Annotated in this window: 15 protein-coding genes and 1 pseudogene; 12 read left to right on the top strand and 4 right to left on the bottom strand. The window is 63.9% G+C overall.

Annotated elements, in window-relative coordinates; all coding sequences use genetic code 11:
- Positions 1-288 precede the first annotated feature (288 nt).
- Together NLY44_RS13120 and NLY44_RS13115 are read left to right on the top strand one after the other, a co-directional pair.
- Positions 289-1,818 (top strand): MDR family MFS transporter, encoded by a 1,530-nt coding sequence (locus tag NLY44_RS13120; protein ID WP_023804882.1) that lies wholly within the window; start codon positions 289-291, stop codon positions 1,816-1,818.
- A 69-nt stretch (positions 1,819-1,887) separates the two neighbouring features.
- The gene (locus NLY44_RS13115) at positions 1,888-2,724 is read left to right on the top strand and encodes an amidohydrolase family protein (protein WP_023804883.1); all 837 of its coding nucleotides are present in this window, start codon (positions 1,888-1,890) and stop codon (positions 2,722-2,724) included.
- A 49-nt stretch (positions 2,725-2,773) separates the two neighbouring features.
- Here NLY44_RS13115 and NLY44_RS13110 read toward each other — a convergent pair whose 3' ends face one another.
- Positions 2,774-3,559 (bottom strand): SDR family NAD(P)-dependent oxidoreductase, encoded by a 786-nt coding sequence (locus NLY44_RS13110; protein WP_031201491.1) that lies wholly within the window; start codon positions 3,557-3,559, stop codon positions 2,774-2,776.
- 83 nt (positions 3,560-3,642) lie between these two features.
- Here NLY44_RS13110 and uxuA point away from each other — a divergent pair, with 83 nt between their 5' ends.
- The 5 genes and pseudogenes from uxuA to NLY44_RS13085 all read left to right on the top strand — a co-directional run.
- The gene (uxuA, locus tag NLY44_RS13105) at positions 3,643-4,827 is read left to right on the top strand and encodes a mannonate dehydratase (RefSeq protein WP_023681202.1); all 1,185 of its coding nucleotides are present in this window, start codon (positions 3,643-3,645) and stop codon (positions 4,825-4,827) included.
- A gap of 202 nt (positions 4,828-5,029) precedes the next feature.
- Positions 5,030-6,319 carry a D-arabinono-1,4-lactone oxidase gene (locus tag NLY44_RS13100; RefSeq protein ID WP_023729469.1) on the top strand — a complete coding sequence of 430 codons (1,290 nt, stop codon included), beginning with the start codon at positions 5,030-5,032 and terminating at the stop codon, positions 6,317-6,319.
- A complete protein-coding gene (locus NLY44_RS13095; protein WP_023804885.1) occupies positions 6,316-7,488 on the top strand; it encodes an alanine racemase in 1,173 nt (390 codons plus the stop codon). The genes NLY44_RS13100 and NLY44_RS13095 overlap by 4 nt, the downstream gene beginning before the upstream one ends.
- Before the next feature lie 79 nt (positions 7,489-7,567).
- Positions 7,568-9,280 carry an aldehyde dehydrogenase family protein gene (locus NLY44_RS13090; RefSeq protein WP_286457367.1) on the top strand — a complete coding sequence of 571 codons (1,713 nt, stop codon included), beginning with the start codon at positions 7,568-7,570 and terminating at the stop codon, positions 9,278-9,280.
- A 103-nt stretch (positions 9,281-9,383) separates the two neighbouring features.
- A pseudogene (locus tag NLY44_RS13085) lies at positions 9,384-11,011 on the top strand (FAD-binding dehydrogenase); the annotation flags it as partial.
- 207 nt (positions 11,012-11,218) lie between these two features.
- Here NLY44_RS13085 and dgoD read toward each other — a convergent pair.
- Positions 11,219-12,367 carry a galactonate dehydratase gene (gene dgoD, locus NLY44_RS13080; protein WP_023804888.1) on the bottom strand — a complete coding sequence of 383 codons (1,149 nt, stop codon included), beginning with the start codon at positions 12,365-12,367 and terminating at the stop codon, positions 11,219-11,221.
- A 7-nt stretch (positions 12,368-12,374) separates the two neighbouring features.
- On the bottom strand, positions 12,375-13,064 hold the full coding sequence (locus NLY44_RS13075; protein ID WP_245259915.1) for a FadR/GntR family transcriptional regulator: 690 nt from the start codon (positions 13,062-13,064) through the stop codon (positions 12,375-12,377).
- Between the two features lie 245 nt (positions 13,065-13,309).
- On the opposite strand from NLY44_RS13075, the gene NLY44_RS13070 reads away from it, so the two are divergent.
- The 4 genes from NLY44_RS13070 (at position 13,310) to NLY44_RS13055 (ending at position 17,647) form a co-directional block, all read left to right on the top strand.
- Positions 13,310-14,299: an arabinose ABC transporter substrate-binding protein gene (locus NLY44_RS13070; protein WP_023668118.1), complete on the top strand. Its 990-nt coding sequence runs from the start codon at positions 13,310-13,312 to the stop codon at positions 14,297-14,299.
- A 70-nt stretch (positions 14,300-14,369) separates the two neighbouring features.
- On the top strand, positions 14,370-15,881 hold the full coding sequence (gene araG, locus NLY44_RS13065) for an L-arabinose ABC transporter ATP-binding protein AraG (RefSeq protein WP_023804889.1): 1,512 nt from the start codon (positions 14,370-14,372) through the stop codon (positions 15,879-15,881).
- An 11-nt stretch (positions 15,882-15,892) separates the two neighbouring features.
- Positions 15,893-16,843, top strand: a complete 951-nt coding sequence (araH, locus tag NLY44_RS13060) for an L-arabinose ABC transporter permease AraH (RefSeq protein ID WP_023804890.1) — start codon at positions 15,893-15,895, stop codon at positions 16,841-16,843.
- Positions 16,844-16,867: 24 nt separating this feature from the next.
- Positions 16,868-17,647, top strand: a complete 780-nt coding sequence (locus tag NLY44_RS13055; RefSeq protein WP_023804891.1) for an SDR family oxidoreductase — start codon at positions 16,868-16,870, stop codon at positions 17,645-17,647.
- A 62-nt stretch (positions 17,648-17,709) separates the two neighbouring features.
- Here the strand turns inward: NLY44_RS13055 and NLY44_RS13050 are convergent, their stop codons facing one another.
- On the bottom strand, positions 17,710-18,657 hold the full coding sequence (locus tag NLY44_RS13050; protein ID WP_023685300.1) for a GlxA family transcriptional regulator: 948 nt from the start codon (positions 18,655-18,657) through the stop codon (positions 17,710-17,712).
- An 86-nt stretch (positions 18,658-18,743) separates the two neighbouring features.
- On the opposite strand from NLY44_RS13050, the gene NLY44_RS13045 reads away from it, so the two are divergent.
- Positions 18,744-19,451, top strand: a complete 708-nt coding sequence (locus NLY44_RS13045; protein WP_023691357.1) for a DJ-1/PfpI family protein — start codon at positions 18,744-18,746, stop codon at positions 19,449-19,451.
- The last annotated feature ends 75 nt before the right edge of the window (positions 19,452-19,526 follow it).

Raw genomic sequence — 19,526 nt, 5'->3', positions numbered from 1 at the left:
CTGACCCTGGCCTCCAGACGCCCTTCCGCAGCATCTGCGCAATGGCTGTGTGGAGAGCCACAATCTGACGACGCTGGCGCTCGATCACACTGCCTTCATCGACAGCATCGTCGACCCGATTGCACGCGACCCCGCGGAACTGGTCGCGACGACCATCATCCACGGCTGCACGTCCGCTAAGGCTCTTCCCGTTAGCCGGACGGAATGCCTCCAGGCATGGCGTTTTCGCCTATTTGACACCTCTCGGCTGCGGGCACATAAATCGCGCCCCAAGCTACGGAGACACCGATGACTGTCGAGCAGACGCTGCCGGACACAGCGCCCGTGGAGGCCCAAGTCAGGCCCGACCTTACGACCTTGATCGTCTATTTCGGCGCGCTGATCGCCATGTTCATGGCAACCATCGACATGCAGATCGTCGTCACCGCCTTGCCCACCATTGCCGGCGAACTCGGCAATCTGCATTTGTTCGGCTGGGTCGGTGCCGCCTACCTGCTCTCGACCGCCGCGGTCTCGCCATTCTACGGCAAGCTCGGCGACATGTATGGCCGCAAGAATGTCGTGCTGACGGCGATCGGCCTGTTCCTGCTGGGCTCGCTGGTCTGCGGCATGGCATGGTCGATGGAGAGCCTCATCGCCGCGCGCGTGCTGCAAGGCATCGGCGGCGGCGGCCTGATGGTCTCGGCCTTCGCCATGATCGGCGAACTGTTTTCGCCGCGCGACCGCGCGAAATATCAGGGCTACAGTTCGGCGGTGTTCGCGCTGTCATCAGTGCTCGGCCCGTTGGCCGGCGGCTACATCACCAGCCTGTTCGGCTGGCGCTGGGTGTTCCTGGTCAATCTGCCGATAGGCATCATCGTGCTGGCGGTGCTGGCCTTCGCCATGCGCAGCCGGTTCAACGAAAAACGGCACCGCATCGACTATCTCGGCGGCGCGCTGCTCGCCATCGGCACAACGGCGGTCGTTTATTGGGGCTATCACGTGCTCGACCCCAGCGGGCCGGACCTGCTCACCTTCGAATTGCCACTCCTCGCGCTGGTCGCCATCACCTTGTTCATCATGGTGGAGCGCCGGGCCGAAGAGCCGATCGTGCCGTTGCGGCTGTTCGGCAATTCGACGGTCAGCATCGTCTCGGGCGTGTCGCTGGTCGCCGGAACGGTGACGCTGGGCATGTTCTTCTATTTCGCCCTCTACATGCAGACGCTGACGGGTCTCAGCCCGGCCGAAGTCGGCTTCCTGTTCCTGCCGGCGTCGCTGACATCGATGGTCATCTCGATCGTCGCCGGGCGGGTAATTGCCGCAACCGGACGCTACAAATGGATGCCGGTGGTCGCCATGGGTATTGGCGGGTTTCTGATGCTGGGCTTTGTCCTCACCAACCAGCACACGCCGATCTGGGTGCTGGCAACGATGATGGCTGTGTTCGGCATCAGCATGGGCCTGCAGTTCCAGGTGCTGATCGTGGCGATCCAGGCGGCGGCACCGCTGCAGGATATCGGCGCGGTGACGTCGCTGATCACCCAGGCGCGGACGCTCGGAGCATCGCTGGGTCTGGCGCTGAACGGCGCGGTGATGATCTGGGCGCTGAACCGGCAGACAGCCGAGCTTCCTGCAGACGCCGCCGCCCTGCTGCCGGGTGGCCTGAACGGGTTGACGCCGCACCTCGCATCGAGCCTGCCGGGCGCGATCCGCGAAGTGGTGCTCGACCATTACTCCAGTGGCTTCAACGTGATGTTCATCTGGGTGGCGGCGCTCTATTTCGTCGCCCTGGGGCTGACGCTGCTGCTCGAGGACAAAGAGATCCCGAAGCGGGGCTGAGCCAAAGCTTGTGCCATGCGCTGGGTTTAGGCATTTGGCGATGATCTGAAATCACCGAGGAGGACAGCCATGATCATCGACACTCATCTGCACCTGATCGACCTGTCGGCGCTGCGCTATCCCTGGCTCAGCCGCGAGCCGGCGCTCAACCGCGATTTCCCGCACGCGGAATATGCGATCCAGGCCCGCCGGGCCGGTATCGAGGCCGCGCTGCATATGGAGGTCGATGTCGATCAAGCCGACATCCAGGCCGAGACCAGCCATGTGAAGGCGCAGTCGCTGGAGAAGGGCAGTCTGTTGCGCGGGGCGATCGCCTCCTGCCGCCCGGAGGAGGCCGGCTTCGCCGCCTATCTCGGGCGCCAGCAAGCCGACCGTTTCGTCAAGGGGTTCCGCCGCGTGCTGCATGTCATGCCGGACGAGCTTTCGGACAGCGCGCTGTTTCGCGAAAACATCAAGCGGCTTGCCGGCACCGGCCTGACCTTCGACCTCGTCGTCCTGCCGCATCAGATTCCAAGGGCGGTTGCGCTCGCCGATCTGGCGCCGGATGTGCAGTTCGTGCTCGACCATTGCGGCGTGCCCGACATCAAGGCCAGTGCGGAACATCCGTGGCGCGAGCATATGACCGAGATCGCGCGGCGTCCCAATGTCATCGGCAAGATCTCCGGTGTCGTCGCCTATGCCGATGCCGGCTCATGGACCGTCGAGACCTTGCGCCCCTATGTCGAGCACACGATCGGCATTTTCGGCTGGGACCGCGTCGTGTGGGGCAGCGACTGGCCGGTGTGCACGCTTGGCGGTGGCCTTGCGACCTGGGTGGCGGCGACGCATGCGTTGATTGCGGGAGCCAGTCCCGACGAACGGGCGAAGCTGCTTTCGGGCAATGCCAAGCGGATGTGGAAGCTGTAGCGCGGTCGGACACCGATTGCCTGCAAGCGCGCAGAACGCCATCATAGCGCTACTTCACGCCAATACCTGCCGTCAGGCCGCCATCGATCCTGTAGTCCGCGCCGGTGCAGAAACCGGCCTTCGACGAGCACAGGAAGGCGATGAGTTCCGCCACTTCCTCCGGTTTGCCGATACGGCCGAGCGGATGCGCCGCGCCGAAGCGCTTGTAGGCCTCTTCGACATCGGCATCGCTGCCGCCGTCACCGCGCGCAGCCTTCTCCAGGATCGGCGTGCGGATCGAGCCCGGGCTGACCGAATTGACGCGGATGCCTGATGCCGCGTAGTCGAGCGCCAGCGAGCGCGTCAGCGTGTGGATGGCGCCCTTGGTCGTGGCATAGGCGGCGACGTTCTGCTGGCAGGCAAAGCCCTGCACCGAGGCGACGTTGACGATGGCGCCGCCTCCGCGCTTGATCATTTCCGGAATGCCGAAATGCGCGGTCAGGTAGATCGAGCCGACATTGACCGTCATCGTTCGGTTCCAGGTTTCCCAGTCGGTCGTCGTCGCGGTGCCATAGGGATGGACGGCGGCTGAGTTGACGATGACATCCAGGCCGCCGAACCTTGCGACGCCAGCCGCCACCGCGTCGCGCACCTGGTCGGAGATGGACACATCGGTTTCGATGACCAGCACCGCAGCTCCAGCGCTTTCCAGTTGCGCTTTCATCGCCGCATTGGCGCTGCGGTCGATGCCGCAGGCGATGATTGCGGCGCCACCGGCCGCAAGGCGTCTGGCGGTTGCCAGGCCAATGCCGGTCGTCCCCGTCACCAGGGCGACCTTGCCGTCGAAATCCATCATTTCTAAAAACTCTTCCATTTTCTATCGACTCCCATCGAGGTCCAACAATAAGTTGCCAACCTCTCGCAGAAGGAAAGCCGAAAATGGAACAATGCTGGCGCTGGTATGGGCCCGATGATCCGGTGACGCTCGATCATGTCAAGCAGGCGGGCGCCACCGGCGTGGTCTCGGCGCTCCACCATATCTATGACGGCCGGGCGTGGCCTGAGGCCGAAGTGCTGGAGCGCAAGCGCATTATCCAGGAAGCAGGACTGACCTGGTCGGTCGTCGAGAGCATTCCGGTCCACAATTCCTTCAAGATCGGCGCGCAGGAACGCGAGCGCTATGCCGGCTATTACCGCGATTCGATCCGCGCGCTGGCCAAGGCCGGCATCGCCACGATCTGCTACAATTTCATGCCGGTGGTGGACTGGACCCGCACCGATCTAGCCTACCGTCTGCCGACGACAGGCTACGCCCTGCGTTTTGATGCCGTTGATTTCGCCGCCTACGATCTGTTCGTGCTGAAGCGCAAGAACGGAGCTGACAGCTACACGCCGGCGCGTATTGCGCAGGCGGAAGCGCGGCTGAAGGAATTGCCGCCCGAGAAGATCGACCAGATCGAGCGCAATCTGATCGCCGGCCTGCCGGCTACAGAGCGCAAGTATGACCGCGACAGTTTTCGCGAGGCGCTTGCGGACTATGACGGGATCGGGCCGAAGGAGTTGCGCGACAACCTCGCGTGGTTCCTGCGCGAGATCATTCCGGTGGCGGAAGAGGAGGGGGTGCGCATGTGTATCCACCCCGACGATCCGCCGTTTTCGCTCTACGGCCTGCCGCGCGTCGTTTCGACCGCCGAGGATGCGCGTTTCATTCTCAATGCCGTCGACAGCCAGGCCAATGGGCTGACGTTCTGCACCGGGTCCTACGGCACGCGCGCCGACAACGACATCGTCGCCATGGTCAAGGAATTCGCCGACCGCATCCACTTCGCCCATTTGCGCAACATCACCATCGAGGATGACGGCTCGTTCTACGAGGCCGAGCATCTCGAAGGCGGCACCGACATGGCGCATGTCATCCTGGCGCTGATGCAGGAGGAGGCGCGCCGCCGCAAGGAGGGCCGCGCCGACTGGCAAATCCCGATGCGGCCGGACCATGGCCACCTGCTCGCCGACGATATCGGCAAGACAAGGATCAATCCCGGCTACTCGCTGATCGGCCGCCTGAAGGGCTTGGCCGAATTGCGCGGCATCATGCGGGCCGTGGAAACGTTTGGGCTGGCTTGAAGGGGCAACGACTGCGTTCAATGCCGACGCCGGCTCAGCGTGCGTCGCTGTAGATAATGCGGCCGGCGCGGACGCAAGACACCTCCGATTGCCAGGTTGACAGAAAGCTGACAATGTATCATATCCGGAAAAGCTGACTATGTATCATATTATCTAGCGCTAGGAGAAAGACCGGCAAAGCCGGCGTCCCAGGGAGGCAATTTTGGGAGAGGCTATCAGCCAGTGGAGCAATTGGTCGGGCTATGTCACGGCCACGCCGCAGGCTTTTGCCGAACCGCAGAGTCTCGATGAGCTGAGTGGTGCCATTCGCAACGCGCCGGGACCAGTTCGATTCGCTGGCACGGGCCATTCCTTCACGCCTCTGGTTAAGAATGACGGGACGATCCTGTCGCTTGATCGCTTCGAGGGCCTGAGGTCGCACGATCCCGAAAGGCTGACAGCACGGGTCGGCGCCGGCACCAAGATCGGCGCGCTGGCAAAGCTGTTGCACGGCGTCGGCCAGGCGCTGCCGAACATGGGCGACATCGACAAGCAGGCGTTCGGCGGGGCGCTGGGCACCGCCACCCACGGCTCGGGCATCACGCTCGGCGCTTACCATACCCAGCTCGAGGCGATGCAGATCGTCGACGGGCGTGGCGCCGTGAAAGAGTTCGACCGTGCCAAGAGCCCCGACATGATCGAAGCCATGGGCGCTTCGCTCGGCGCTTTCGGCGCCGTCACCGAAGTGACGATCCGCAACGTGGCGAGCTACCGGATGCGGCACCGCCGCTGGACGGCGCCGATCGCCGATGTGCTTGCGCAATTCGAAAGCACCATGACGGCGCATCGTTCGGCCGAGTTCTACTACGTGCCGTTTTCGGGCCAGGCGCTGCTGATTGCCAGCGACATCACCGAGGCGCCGGCGACGGTGCGTCCGCCGACGGAAGACGACGATGCGGTGACGACGCTGAGAAAACTGCGCGACTATCTCAGCTGGCTCCCTTGGCTGCGCCGCCGTCTCATCGGCTCGGCCTTCGCCAAGGTGCCAGCCGAGGATTATATCGAGGAGTGGCTGAAGGTCTTCACCTCCGAGCGCAACGTCAAGTTCAACGAGATGGAATACCACCTGCCGTTCGAGGAAGGGGCGGCCGCACTCAGCGAAATCATTGCGCTGCTCGAGACGCGGTTTCCAGAGGTCTATTTTCCGATGGAGGTGCGCGTCGTCGCGCCCGACAATGTCTGGCTCAGCCCCTTCTACAAGCGCCCAACCTGTTCCATCGCCATCCATCACGGCGTCGAGCGCGATCCGATGGCGTTCTTCAACGCCGCCGAGCCGATCTTCAGGAAGCGCGGCGGCCGCCCGCATTGGGGCAAGATGCACAGCCTGACATCAAGGGAATTGAGCGCGCTCTATCCGCGCTGGAACGATGCGATGGCGGTCCGCCGCGAGATGGACCCGGACAACCGCTTCGTGTCGCCCTATATTGCCAGGCTGCTCGGCGTCGCGGCATGAGCCTGACCGACACCTATTTCGCGGAAATGTCGGGCGCGCTGAGGGCAGCCGGGATCTTTCAGCCTTGCCTGGTGCTCGATCTCGACCGGCTCGATCACAACATCGCTGCGATCAAGGCGAAGTTCGCCACGGGCCTCGATCTGCGCCTCGTCGACAAGTCGCTGCCATGCCTGCCGCTGATCGACCATATCCGCGCGGCGTTTGCGACCGACAGGCTGATGACCTTTCATCTGCCGATCAGCGCCGAGATGCTGAAAGTGTTTCCCCAAGTCGATCTCCTGTTGGGCAAGCCGATGCCGGTTGCCGGCGCCAGGCACGCGCTGACGAAGGGCGTTCTCGCCGGGCTCGGCGAAGCTACGTCGCGCATCGTCTGGCTGATCGATGCCGAGGAGCGGCTGGCCGCCTATGGCTCGCTTGCCGCCGAGCTCGACCGCGAGCTGCGCGTCTGCTTCGAGGTCGATGTCGGCCTTCATCGCGGCGGTATCAGCGATCCCGACTCACTGGCCCGGGCAGTTTCCGCGTTGGCGAATTACCCGCGGCTGAAATGCGAAGGCGTCATGGCCTACGAGGCGCATATCGGCCATATCCCCAAACTGCTGGGAGGACCGGCCAAGGCGCGCGTCAAGGCGATCAGCCTGTTTCGCCAGTATGTCGCTTGCCTTGCCGCCGACCGGCGCAAGATCCTCAATCTTGGCGGCAGCAGCACCGCATTGCTCTATGACAGCTGGGTCGGCGCCAATGAATTGTCCATCGGATCGGCTTTTATGCTGCCGACCGATTTCGATGTGCCGAGCCTCAGCCAATTGCGGCCTGCCGCATTCATCGCGACGCCGATCCTGAAGGTGGTCGATGTCCAGGCGCCGGGCCTCGACCAGCGCTCCTGGCTGCTGCAGAAGCTCGGGCTGTTGCCGCGGCGCGGCTGTTTTCTCTACGGCGGAAAATGGATGGCCAAGCCCGTCCATCCCGTGGGGATGAAGACCGACAAGACGTTCGGCTTTTCGACCAATCAGCAATTTATGGCGCTGCCCGACGACGCCAGTGTCGGGCCCGACGACTACGCCTTCCTGCGTCCGACGCAGAGCGAATTCGTGCTACAGCAGTTCGGTTCGATCCAAGTCTATTCCGGCGGTAAGATCGCCGCGCAATGGGCCACACTGCCGTTTTCGTAGAGCAATTCCAGGAAAAGTGTGAAGCGGTTTTCCCACAGGAATTGCGTCAAACAAAGAGATCGAAGTGGAGGAGGATACGATGGTCGCCAAGGCAGTCAGAACTCAGCCCGTGCAGCCTGAATGGGCAGCCGAACTCGACCTCGCGCTCACCGATCTCGACGCCAGGAAAGACGATTGGGCGCAGACCTCGAATGGCGAGCGGATTGCCTTGCTGCGGCAGGTCAAGGATCACATCCGCGAGGTCGCCGAGGCGTGGGTCAAAACCGCGACGCGCAAGAAGGGCATCCCGACCGGCTCGCCGCTGGAAGGCGAAGAATGGCTGGCTGGCCCGGCGGCGCTGATGGATGGCTGCAACCAGTTCATCCACACGCTCAGCCTGATGGAGGGCAAGAAGTTCCTCGACAGACTGCCGGTCCGCACCTTGCCTAGCGGACAGGTGGCGGTGACGGTGGTTCCGAATTCGCTCTGGGACAAGGTGTTGTTCACCGGGCTGAAGGCCGAGATCTGGATGCAGCCCGGCGTGACCAAGGCGAACCTAGCCGCAAACACCGCATCGGCCTATGACGCGCCGCGCACCAGCCGCAAGGGCAAGATCGGCCTCGTGCTCGGCGCCGGCAATGTCGCCTCGATCGCGCCGCTCGACTGCCTGCACAAGCTTTTGGTCGAGCACCAGGTGGTTCTGCTCAAGATGAACCCGGTCAACGACTATCTGATCGATTTCCTGCGGTCGGCGCTGCGGCCGCTGATCGAATTCGGTGCGCTGCGCATCGTGCGCGGCGGCGCCGATGTCGGTGCGTATCTGTGCAACCACGATCTCGTTGACGACATCCACATCACCGGTGCCGCGGCCTCGCATGACGCGATCGTCTGGGGGCCTGGCGAGGAGGGCCGCAAGAACAAGGCGGCGGGCAAGCCGCGCAACAGCCGGCGTGTCACCTCTGAGCTTGGCGGCGTGGCGCCGACCATCGTGGTGCCCGGCCCATGGTCGAATGCCGACATCGCCTACCATGCCGAACTGATCGCCACACAGAAGCTCAACAATTCCGGTTTCAACTGTATCGCCTGCCAAATGCTCGTGTTGCCCGAAGGCTGGGACAAATCCGACGCGCTTCTGGCGGCCCTCGAAAAGGTGATGCAGAAAGCCCCGTCGCGCCCGGCCTATTATCCCGGCGCGACCGAGCGCCTCGCCGCCTTCGAGGCGCATGCCGACAGCGTACAGAAATTCGAGCGGCCCGGCGGGCCGGCCTGCGTGGTGGTGCCGTTCCGGCCGGGCACGGATACCTATCTAGAAAATGCCGAGGTGTTCGCGCCGGCGCTCAGCGTCATGCGGCTGCCGGCGGGCAATGCGGAATCCTATCTGCGCGCCGCTGTCGCCTACGCCAATGAAAAGCTGCACGGCACGCTTGCCGCCAACATCCTCATCCATCCCAGGACGATCGCCGAGATCGGCCGGCAGCGCTTCGAGGAAATCATTGCCGAACTGCGCTATGGCGGCATCGGCATCAATTCCTGGAGCGGCGTTCTGTTCGCGCTGCTGCGCCCGACCTGGGGTGCTTTCCCTGGCCACACGCTCGACGACGTGCAGAGCGGCATCGGCGTCGTCCACAACACCTATTTGTTCGACAGACCGGAGCGCAGCGTGCTCGAAGCGCCGTTCCGCATCATGCCGAAGCCGGCCTGGTTCCTGACCCACAAAAGGGCACACATGGTCGGCCGCCTGATCACCGAGTTCAACTACCGGCCGAGCCTCATGAAGCTGCCGCGCATCATCTGGAACGCGTTGCGCGGCTAGCAACGAGCATCCGATCTCAAAAACAAAAGCCGGCTCAGGAGCTACGACAATGGCTGACGCGGATGCAATCATCGTTGGCGGCGGGCTGGCCGGCCTGGCCGCAGCCGCGGAGCTCGGCGATGCCGGCAAGCGCGTGATCATCGTCGAGCAAGAGGGTGGCGGTTTTCTCGGCGGCCAGGCATTCTGGTCGCTCGGCGGCCTGTTTTGGTCAACACGCCCGAGCAACGCCGCCTGCGCATCAAGGACAGCCGCGACCTCGCCTGGCAGGATTGGCTGGGCTCTGCCCAGTTCGACCGGCCCGAGGACCATTGGCCAAGGAAAGTGGCGGAAGCCTATGTCGATTTCGCCGCCGGCGAGATGCGGCCGTGGCTCTACGCCATGGGCATGCGCTGGTGGCCGGTGGTCGGCTGGGCCGAGCGCGGCGGCGCGCTGGCCAATGGCCACGGCAATTCAGTGCCGCGCTTCCACCTGACATGGGGCACTGGGCCGGGCGTGGTCGCGCCGTTCGAAAGGCGCGTGCGCGAGCACGTCGCCAAAGGGCTGATCACGCTGAAATTCCGCCATCAGGTCAACCGGCTGGTCAAAACCAATGGTGCGGTCACCGGCGTCATGGGTGAAATGCTGGAGGCGTCCAATGTCGAGCGCGGCAAGCAGTCGAGCCGCACGGCCGTCGGCGATTTCGAGCTTTCGGCCGGTGTCGTGATCGTCACCTCGGGCGGCATCGGCGGCAATCATGAGTTGGTTCGCAAGGTTTGGCCGGTCGGGCGGCTGGGGTCAGCGCCGAAGCGTATGGTTGCCGGCGTGCCGCACCATGTCGACGGCCGCATGGTGGCGATCACCCAGGACGCCGGCGGGGCCGTCATCAACGCCGACCGCATGTGGCACTATGTCGAGGGGATCAAGAACTGGAATCCGATCTGGCCGAACCACGGCATCCGCATCCTGTCGGCGCCGTCGCCGCTATGGTTCGATGCTCTGGGACAACGCATGGAGGCGCCGTTCTTCCCGAGCTTCGATTCGCTCGGCACCTTGAAGCGTATCCTGTCGACGGGACACGATTATTCCTGGTTCGTGCTGAGCAAGACGATCGCTTCGAAGGAGTTCGTGCTGTCGGGTTCGGAGCAAAACCTAGACTTTACGGCCAAGGATTGGCGGGCCGTGCTGAAGAACCGGCGCGGCGGCAAGGCGCCACCATCGGTGGCGGCGTTCCTGGAAAAGGGCGAGGACTTCGTCGTCCGCGACAACCTGGCCGACCTGGTCGCCGGGATGAACGCGCTGTCAGGCGACAATCTGCTCGACTACGACCGGCTCAAGGCCCAGATCGTGGCGCGCGATCGCGAGGTCGACCATGCCTATACCAAGGATGCGCAGGTCACATCCATCCGCGGCGCCCGCAACTACATTGGCGACAAGATCTTCCGGGTTACCAAGCCGCACAAGATACTCGACCCCAGGCACGGGCCGCTGATCGCGGTGCGCCTCAACATCCTGACGCGCAAGACGCTGGGCGGCCTGCACACCAACCTCAATTCGCAGGTTCTCGATGGCAATGGCGCGCCCATTGCCGGGCTCTATGCGGCAGGCGAGGTGGCCGGCGGCGGTGGCGGCGGCTATCACGGCTACAATGCGCTGGAAGGGACATTTCTCGGCAGCTGCATCTTCTCCGGCAGGAACGCAGGCCGGCACGCCGCGGGCAGGTCACGCGGCTGCGGGCCAAGAAAAGGTCGATGAGAACAGGACATCCGCCATGTCCCATGGATAGCGACCGCTTTCGATCGCTTGCCGCAACCCAGGCGGTCAGCCAGTTGCGGCTTGCCGGCGCCGACGGTCCCCTGCGCTGGTGCTCGGCGCTGCGGCCCATCAGAGGCCTGCGTTACGCTGGCGCCACCGCGAAATCGAACCCGAGGTCCTGAAGGCCTGACCGCAAGGTCGGCCGGGCTACCACTCGGCGAAGGAGCCGTCCTTGTGACGCCAGACCGGGTTGCGCCAGCGGTGGCCTTCCTTGGCGCGTTCCTTGACGTAGTCCTCGTCGATTTCGACGCCGAGGCCGGGACCATCGGGGATTGCGACATAGCCATCCTCGTAGCGAAAGACGTCCTTGTTGGCGGCATAATCGAGCAAATCGTTTGCGGCGTTGTAGTGGATGCCGAGGCTCTGTTCCTGGATGAAGCAGTTGTAGCTGACGGCATCGAGCTGCAGGCAGGCGGCAAGCGCGATCGGCCCGAGCGGGCAGTGTGGCGCCACCGCAATGTCATAGGCCTCGGCCATCGCCGCGATCTTGCGGCATTCGGTGATGCCGCCGGCATGCGACAGGTCCGGCTGGATGATATCGACGGCGCCTTGCTCGAACACCGACTTGAAATCCCAGCGGCTGTAAAGACGCTCGCCGAGCGCGATCGGCGTCGAGCCCAGCGCTGCGATCTCCTTCAGCGCCTCGCGGTTTTCGCTGAGCACCGGCTCCTCGATGAACATCAGCCGGTAGGGTTCGAGCTCCTTGACCAGCATGCGCGCCATCGGCCGATGCACGCGGCCGTGGAAATCGACGGCGATGCCAATGTTGGACCCAACGGCCTCGCGCACCATGGCGACTCGTTCGACAGCCGCATCTATTCTGTCATGGCTGTCGACGATCTGCAGTTCCTCGGTGCCATTCATCTTCAGCGCCTGGAAACCGCGCGAAACGACCTCCCTGGCGCCAGCAGCCACTTCCACCGGCCGGTCGCCGCCGATCCAGGAATAGACCTTGATGCTGTCGCGCAACTTGCCGCCGAGCAGTTCGTGCACAGGCACGCCGAGCGCCTTGCCCTTGATGTCCCACAGCGCCTGGTCGATGCCGGCAATGGCGCTCATCAGGATCGGCCCGCCGCGGTAGAAGCCGCCGCGATGCATCACCGTCCAATGGTCCTCGATCAGGCGCGGGTCCTTGCCGATCAGATAATCGCCAAGTTCCTTGACCGCTGCCTCGACCGTCAGCGCACGGCCTTCGACCACAGGCTCGCCCCAGCCGGTAACGCCGGCATCAGTCTCGATCTTCAGGAACAGCCAGCGCGGCGGGACGATGTAGGTGGTGAGCGAGATGATTTTCATGCTGGTCTCAGTTGTTCTTGAGTTTCTTGGCGCTGACCAGGTCGCGCGCCGCAAGGTCGAGGATCCGGCCTGCCGCCGCACGCGCCGCCGCGGCATCGCGCATGCGCAGCGCCTCGACCACCTCACGGTGCGCCGCCACCGCTTCCATGCGCCGGGCGAGCGAAATGGTCGCCGTTGCTTCGAGCGAGAATTTCAGCCCGGTGTCGATCAGATTGCCGATCTGGCGGAAGATCGGGTTGTGGCTCGCGGCATAGACGATCTGGTGGAAGGTGATGTCCGAGCGCGAGAAGGCGGCGAGATCCTCGCCGGCATTGGCCATGCCGCGCCAGGCGGCTTCGAGATCGGCGATCTCCTGCAGCGTCGCACGAGTCGCCGCCAGTTCAGCTACCAGAGGTTCGATGGCGCGGCGCGTTTCGAGGATGGCGTCGAACAATTTGTCGTCCAGCGCATGCGGCGCGTGCCAGGCCAGCACCTGCGGGTCGATGATGTTCCAGTTGTCCTGTTCACATACAACCGTGCCGATGCGCGGTCGCGACAGCACCAGCCCCTTGGCGGCCAGCACCTTCAGCGCCTCGCGGATGACGGTGCGGCTGACGCCATATTCGACGCCGAGTTCGTTTTCGGTCGGCAGAGACGAGCCGGCGGGATAGCGTCCGGAAAAGATGTCTGAGGCTAGCGCCTTGGTCACATCGGGCATGACGCGCGGGCGGCGGGTGTCGCCTGATGCCTTCTTCGAAGTTTCGGTCACCTCAGCCCTCCTCCAAGGCGGCGAAACCACTGATCTCGCGTCCCCGGCCTTACCGGATGCGGATGATTTGCGCCAGCGATCCCTGGTCAGAGCATGTAGCTCAATTATCATACCAGATCAATTGACGAGTATGATAAAAAGAATTAGAGACTCTGCATCCGGGCTGAGCGCCCGGCCATCGCTGGGAGGTAATCATGCGACTTCTGAAGACCGCGCTCGTCGCGGGCGCCCTTGCCGTGCTGTCCGTCACGACCATCGCTGCATATGCTCAGGACACCAAGATAGGTTTTATCGTCAAACAGCCGGAGGAGCCGTGGTTCCAGGACGAATGGAAGTTCGCCGACCAGGCCGCCAAGGAGAAGGGTTTTACCCTGGTCAAGATCGGCGCCGAGGACGGTGAGAAGCTGATGTCGGCGATCGACAATCTCGGCGCGCAGGGCGCGCAAGGCTTCATCGTCTGCACGCCTGATGTGAAGCTCGGCCCCGGCATCGTCGCCAAGGCCGCCGCCAACAATCTCAAGCTGATGACCGTTGACGACCGTCTGGTCGGCGCAGACGGCAAGGCGCTGGAAGACGTGCCGCATATGGGCATTTCGGCGACCAAGATCGGCGAGGCCGTCGGCCAGGCGATCGTCGACGAAATGAAGGCGCGCGGCTGGAAGGCCGACGAGGTTGGCGCCATCCGTGTCTCCTATGATCAGTTGCCGACCGCCGTCGACCGGGTCGAAGGCGCCATCTCGGTGCTCAAGGCCAACGGCTTCAAGGCCGAGAACATCTTCGACGCGCCTCAGGCCAAGACCGACACCGAGGCTGCACTCAATGCGGCGACGGTGGTACTCAACGCCCATGCCGACATCAAGAAGTGGGTCTCCTTCGGCCTCAACGACGAAGCCGTGCTCGGCGCCGTGCGCGCTTCCGAAAGCGTCGGCATCCCGGCCGAAAACGTGATCGGCGTCGGCATCGGCGGTGCGGATTCGGCGATCAACGAGTTCAAGAAGCCGACCGCCACCGGCTTCGTCGGCACGGTGATCATCTCGCCGAAGCGTCACGGCTACGAGACTGCGCTCAACATGTATGACTGGGTCGCCAACAACAAGGAACCCGAGAAGCTGATCCTGACCGCCGGTGCGCTGGCCAAGCGCGACGACTACCAGACGGTCCGCAAGGGTCTCGGCATCGAATAATCCTCCCTGTACAAACAGGCGGCGGCTCACAGTCGCCGCCTGTTTGGCATGGCAAAAGGATAGGCGCCCCATGTCCTTTCTCGACTTCTCGGAAATCACCAAGACCTATCCGGGCGTCAAGGCGCTGTCCGGCGTCTCGTTCAGCGTCGACAAGGGCGCCGTGCATGGCTTGATGGGCGAGAACGGCGCCGGCAAATCCACGCTGATCAAGATCCTGTCGGGCGACCAGCATGCCGATGACGGCGAGATCCTCATCGACGGCAAGATGCAAGCCTATGCAACGACGCGAGATGCCTTCGACAATGGCGTCATCGTCATCCACCAGGAGCTACAGCTGGTTCCTGAGCTCACTGTTGCCGAAAACCTCAGCCTTGGCCGCTTCCCCACCAACGCCGGCATCATCGCCCGCGCCAGAATGCTGGAAGACGTCGGCGCCAAGCTGAAATCGGCGGGCATCGACATCGATATCAGCCGCAAGGTCAAGACGCTGTCCATCGGCGAACGGCAGATGGTCGAGATCGCCAAGGCGATCATGCTCGACGCGCGCGTCATCGCTCTGGACGAGCCGACCTCGTCGCTGTCGTCGCGCGAAAGCGAAATCCTGTTTGCGCTGATCGACCGCCTGCGCGGCGAGGGCAAGGTCATCATCTATGTCTCGCACCGGCTGGACGAAGTGTTCCGCCTCTGCGACAGCCTGACCGTGCTGCGCGACGGCAAGCTCGCGGCGCACCATGCGTCGCTGAAAAACGTTACGCGCGACCAGGTCGTCGCCGAAATGGTTGGCCGCGAAATCTCCGATATCTGGGGTTTTCGCCCACGCCCGGCCGGCGATGTCCGGCTGAAGGTCGACGCTGTTTCCGGAGTAAAACTGACGACGCCCGCCAGCTTCGAGGCGAGGGCGGGCGAGATCGTCGGCTTCTTCGGCCTGATCGGCGCGGGGCGCTCGGAACTGATGCGGCTGGTGTTCGGCGCCGACCCGCGCTCAGGTGGCACCATTACCGTTGATGGCAAGGTCGTGCATGCCACCGATCCGCATGACGCGATCCGCGCCGGGATCGTTTTGTGCTCGGAAGACCGCAAGCATGACGGCATCATCCAGGGCCGCTCGATCGAGGAGAACATCAACATCTCGTCGCGGCGTCATCACACACGCTTCGGAATCTTGAACCGCGCTAGCGAGATCGCCACCGCCGAGATCTTCATCAAGAAGCTCAAGGTGCGCACGCCGTCGCGCAAGCAGGACATCATCAACCTCTCCGGTGGCAACCAGCAGAAGGTCATTCTCGGCCGCTGGCTGTCGGAGCAGGGCGTGCGCGTGCTTATCGTCGACGAGCCGACACGCGGTATCGATGTCGGCGCCAAAGCGGAAATCTACGAACTGCTCTACCAGCTTGCCGAAGACGGCATGGCGATCGTCGTCGTCTCGTCCGAACTGCCGGAAGTGATGGGCATTTGCGACCGCATCCTGGTGATGTGCGGCGGGCGCATCAGCGCCGAACTCGCGCGCGACCAGTTCGCCGAAAAAGCGATCCTGGCCGCCGCTCTTCCCGATCAGAAAACCCCCGACGCGATCGCATCCTGAGGATCTTTGCCATGACCGATCAGTTGAAGAAGATCCTGCTCGGCGAACAGGGCCTCGTCGTGATCTTCATCGTCGCCTTCGCGCTAGTGTCGCTGCTGGTGCCAAATTTTCTGACCGACCGCAACATGCTCGGCCTGCTGCAATCGGTGGTCACCGTCGGCATCGTCGCTTGCACGATGATGTTCTGCCTCGCCGCGCGCGACTTCGACCTCTCGGTCGGTTCGATCGTTGCTTTCGCCGGCATGGTCGCGGTGATGGCGTCGAACTATACCGGATCGATCATCCTCGGGCTTCTTGCGGCAATCGCCTGCGGCGCCTTCGTCGGCTTCATCAACGGCGTCGTCATCGCCAAGTTCCGCATCAACGCGCTGATCACGACGCTTGCTACCATGCAGATCGTGCGCGGCCTTGCGCTGATCGCATCCGATGGCCGCGCCGTCGGCATCAACAGCCCGGATTTCTACCAACTGGCGCTGTCGAAGCTGTTCGGCATTCCGACGCCGGTCTGGGTCATGGCCGTGCTGTTCTGCATCTTCGGTTTTGTCCTCAATCGTACCGTCTTCGGCAAGAACACGCTGGCCATCGGCGGTAACCCGGAGGCTTCGCGCCTGGCCGGCGTCAATGTCGACTGGACGCGCATCTGGATCTTTGCGCTGCAAGGCGTGGTTTGCGGCATCGCCGGCATCCTTTTGGCCTCGCGCATCACGTCGGGCCAGCCCAATGCGGCGGTGGGGCTTGAACTCTCGGTCATCTCGGCCTGCGTGCTCGGCGGCGTCTCGCTTGCCGGCGGCCGCGCCACCATGTCGGGCGTCATCGTCGGGGTGCTGATCATGGGCATCGCCGAAAACGCCATGAACCTGCTCAACATCCCGGCGTTCTACCAATACATTGTGCGCGGCGTGATCCTGCTGCTTGCCGTTTTGCTCGACAATCTGCGTTCGTCGGCACTGGGCCGGCGCTGACCATCTTCCAGTGGAGTGACAGCCATGGGTGAGCGCCTGTCCGGCAAACGCATCTTCCTCACCGGCGCCGCGCAAGGCATTGGGCTTGCCATCGCTGAAGCTTGCCTCGCCGAAGGGGCAAGGCTGTTCCTGGTCGATCGCGACGGCGCGCTGCTGGACAAAGCGGTCGCCGGCCTAGCAGCGCCGCAGGGCCATGTCGGGCATGTCTCAGCCGACATCAGCGACGGTGCCGCGATTGCCGCAGCCGTCGGTCAAGCGACCGACGCGATCGGGCCGATCAACGCGCTGATCAACAATGCCGGCATGAATGTGTTCTCGACGCCGCTCGAGGCGACCGAGGAGGAGTGGAACCGCAATTTCGACGTCAACGTCAAGGGCGCCTGGAACTGCGCCAAGGCGGTGCTGCCGGCAATGATCGCAAATGGCGGTGGCGCCATCCTTAACATCGCCTCGACGCACAGCTTCACCATCATCCCTCATACCTTCCCCTATCCCGTGGCCAAGCACGCGCTGCTTGGGCTGACCAAATCGCTGGCGCTGGAATATGCCGGGCAGGGCGTGCGCGTGAACGCCCTGGCGCCCGGCTATGTCGAGACACAGAAGGCGACCGACTATTGGAACAGTTTTGCCGACCCGGCGGCCGCGCGCGCCAGGACGCTGGCGCTGCATCCAGGCGGCCGCATCGCCTCGGCGCGCGAGATCGCGCTGGCCGCTGTGTTCATGATTTCTGAGGAATGCCCGTTCATGAACGCCGCGACCCTCGTTGTCGATGGCGGGCTCAGCCAGCTACAGCATCCCGCCTGAATGCTAGAGAGGCTCTATTTCTACGGCATCGACCGCCGGCCTAATGGAGCAAGCAGTCGCGATCAGAAACGCTCGCGATAGGCGCGCGGATTGGTGCCCAGCACGCGCAGAAAGCCGCGCCGCATGGTTTCTTCCGAGCCGAAACCGCAGCGGCGGGCCGTCTGGTTGACGGGCTGGCCCCGCTCCAGCATCCGCCGCGCCGCCTCGATCCGGATCTCCTCGATCGCGCGGGCAGGTGTCCGGCCGGTGGCCTCGCGATAGCGCCGCGAGAAGCTGCGCGGGCTCATATTGGCGTGGTCGGCCAACTGCGTGAGCGACAGGTCACCGGCCAGATTTTCGAGGATCCAGCCATGCAGCCGGTCGAAGCGCCCGTCGCCTTGCTGCAGCTTGAGGGTCTGGCTGAATTGCGCCTGGCCACCGGGACGTTTCAGGAAGACCACCAATTCGCGCGCCACGCCGAGCGCCGTGTGCCGGCCAAGGTCGGCCTCGACGAGGGAGAGGGCGAGATCGATCCCCGCCGTTACGCCGGCGGATGTCCAGACATTGCCGTCGCGGATGAAGATCGGATCGGGTTCGAGCCGGACCGCGGGAAAGCGCCGGGCGAACTCCGCGCAGCGTCCCCAATGGGTCACCGCGCGGCGGCCGTCGAGCAGGCCAGCCGTCGCCAGCAGCATGGCGCCGCTGCAGACGGAAGCGGTTCGGGTGGCATCGCGCGAGCGACCGGCGATCCACTGGACCAGCACGGGATCGTCGCAGGCCGCGTTGACGCCCCATCCTCCGGGGACAAGCAGCGTGTCGATCTTACCTCCGTGGGTTGGCAGCACTGCTGCCTCCAGCACGAGACCGGCCGATGTCCGGATGCGCGGTGAGGCGGCGACGACCACGACCTCGTAAGGAGCCGGTTCGCCGGCCTGCCTTTTGAAATCATTGGCGCTGGCAAAGACCTGCAGCGGTCCGCTGACGTCGAGGAGCTGGATGTCGGGATAGGCAAGTACTTCGATACGGCGCATTGGTTTGGCCCGAAGCGAGGGATGAATGGCAATCGTGCCAAACCATGATGCCGTAGATTGCCGGAAGTCAACCCACGGAGATTTCCATGCCCCTTCGTTTCGGCATCCTCGTATTCCCCGACGTCCAACAACTCGACCTCACCGGCCCATACGAAGTCCTGGCATCGGCCAAGGATGCCGAGGTGGAACTGATCTGGAAGGATCGCAACCCGGTGACGTCATCGACGCGCCTCTCGCTGACGCCAACCGCGACCTTTGACGATTGCCGGCCCCTCGACGTGCTGTGCATTCCTGGCGGGGGCGGGGTCAACGCGCTGCTGGAGGACCAGACAGTCCTCGATTTCGTGTGGGAGCGCGCGGGGCAGGTGCGCTACATCACCTCCGTTTGCAGCGGTGCCCTGGTGCTTGGGGCGGCCGGACTGCTGAGGGGCAAGCGCGCGACCACGCACTGGTATGCGCATGATTTCCTTGAGGAGTTCGGAGCGATCCCGGTCGACGAGCGTATCGTCGAAGACGGCAAGCTCATCACCGCCGGCGGCGTCACTTCGGGGATCGACTTCGGCCTGGCGCTGGTTGCGAGGCTGCTTGGACAGGAGGAGGCCGAGATCGTGCAGCTCTCGCTCGAATACGCCCCGGCTCCTCCCTTTCGGTCCGGCACGCCCGCCGAGGCGTCGCCTGCGGTGCTGGCGCAGGCAAAAAAGCGCCTCTCTGGTTCGAGGCGGGTTCGCGAGGCAATCTTCGCTCGCTGGCGCGAGGCTCGCGCCGCCGCTGCGCCGGCCCGCATCCACGGCTGAAGCAGCAAGGCCGAAGGTGCATCCCCTGGCCCTTCGGCCTCGCTGCGTTTCCACTGTTGACAGGTCCCTTCGTCT

It is taken from the genome of Mesorhizobium sp. C089B, assembly GCF_030323125.1.
GTDB lineage: Bacteria > Pseudomonadota > Alphaproteobacteria > Rhizobiales > Rhizobiaceae > Mesorhizobium.
The sequence above is the reverse complement of the archived record's forward strand: the minus strand, read 5'-3'. Positions and strand labels throughout refer to the sequence as shown.

What these genes read in the sequence shown, in the direction of transcription:
- araH (WP_023804890.1), top strand. Translation starts at nt 15,893, where the DNA reads ATGACCGATCAGTTGAAGAAGATCCTGCTCGGCGAACAGGGCCTCGTC.
- dgoD (WP_023804888.1), bottom strand. Translation starts at nt 12,367, where the DNA reads ATGAAAATCATCTCGCTCACCACCTACATCGTCCCGCCGCGCTGGCTG.
- uxuA (WP_023681202.1), top strand. Translation starts at nt 3,643, where the DNA reads ATGGAACAATGCTGGCGCTGGTATGGGCCCGATGATCCGGTGACGCTC.
- NLY44_RS13090 (WP_286457367.1), top strand. Translation starts at nt 7,568, where the DNA reads ATGGTCGCCAAGGCAGTCAGAACTCAGCCCGTGCAGCCTGAATGGGCA.
- NLY44_RS13055 (WP_023804891.1), top strand. Translation starts at nt 16,868, where the DNA reads ATGGGTGAGCGCCTGTCCGGCAAACGCATCTTCCTCACCGGCGCCGCG.
- NLY44_RS13110 (WP_031201491.1), bottom strand. Translation starts at nt 3,559, where the DNA reads ATGATGGATTTCGACGGCAAGGTCGCCCTGGTGACGGGGACGACCGGC.
- NLY44_RS13075 (WP_245259915.1), bottom strand. Translation starts at nt 13,064, where the DNA reads ATGCCCGATGTGACCAAGGCGCTAGCCTCAGACATCTTTTCCGGACGC.
- NLY44_RS13095 (WP_023804885.1), top strand. Translation starts at nt 6,316, where the DNA reads ATGAGCCTGACCGACACCTATTTCGCGGAAATGTCGGGCGCGCTGAGG.
- NLY44_RS13120 (WP_023804882.1), top strand. Translation starts at nt 289, where the DNA reads ATGACTGTCGAGCAGACGCTGCCGGACACAGCGCCCGTGGAGGCCCAA.
- NLY44_RS13050 (WP_023685300.1), bottom strand. Translation starts at nt 18,657, where the DNA reads ATGCGCCGTATCGAAGTACTTGCCTATCCCGACATCCAGCTCCTCGAC.
- araG (WP_023804889.1), top strand. Translation starts at nt 14,370, where the DNA reads ATGTCCTTTCTCGACTTCTCGGAAATCACCAAGACCTATCCGGGCGTC.
- NLY44_RS13070 (WP_023668118.1), top strand. Translation starts at nt 13,310, where the DNA reads ATGCGACTTCTGAAGACCGCGCTCGTCGCGGGCGCCCTTGCCGTGCTG.
- NLY44_RS13115 (WP_023804883.1), top strand. Translation starts at nt 1,888, where the DNA reads ATGATCATCGACACTCATCTGCACCTGATCGACCTGTCGGCGCTGCGC.
- NLY44_RS13045 (WP_023691357.1), top strand. Translation starts at nt 18,744, where the DNA reads ATGCCCCTTCGTTTCGGCATCCTCGTATTCCCCGACGTCCAACAACTC.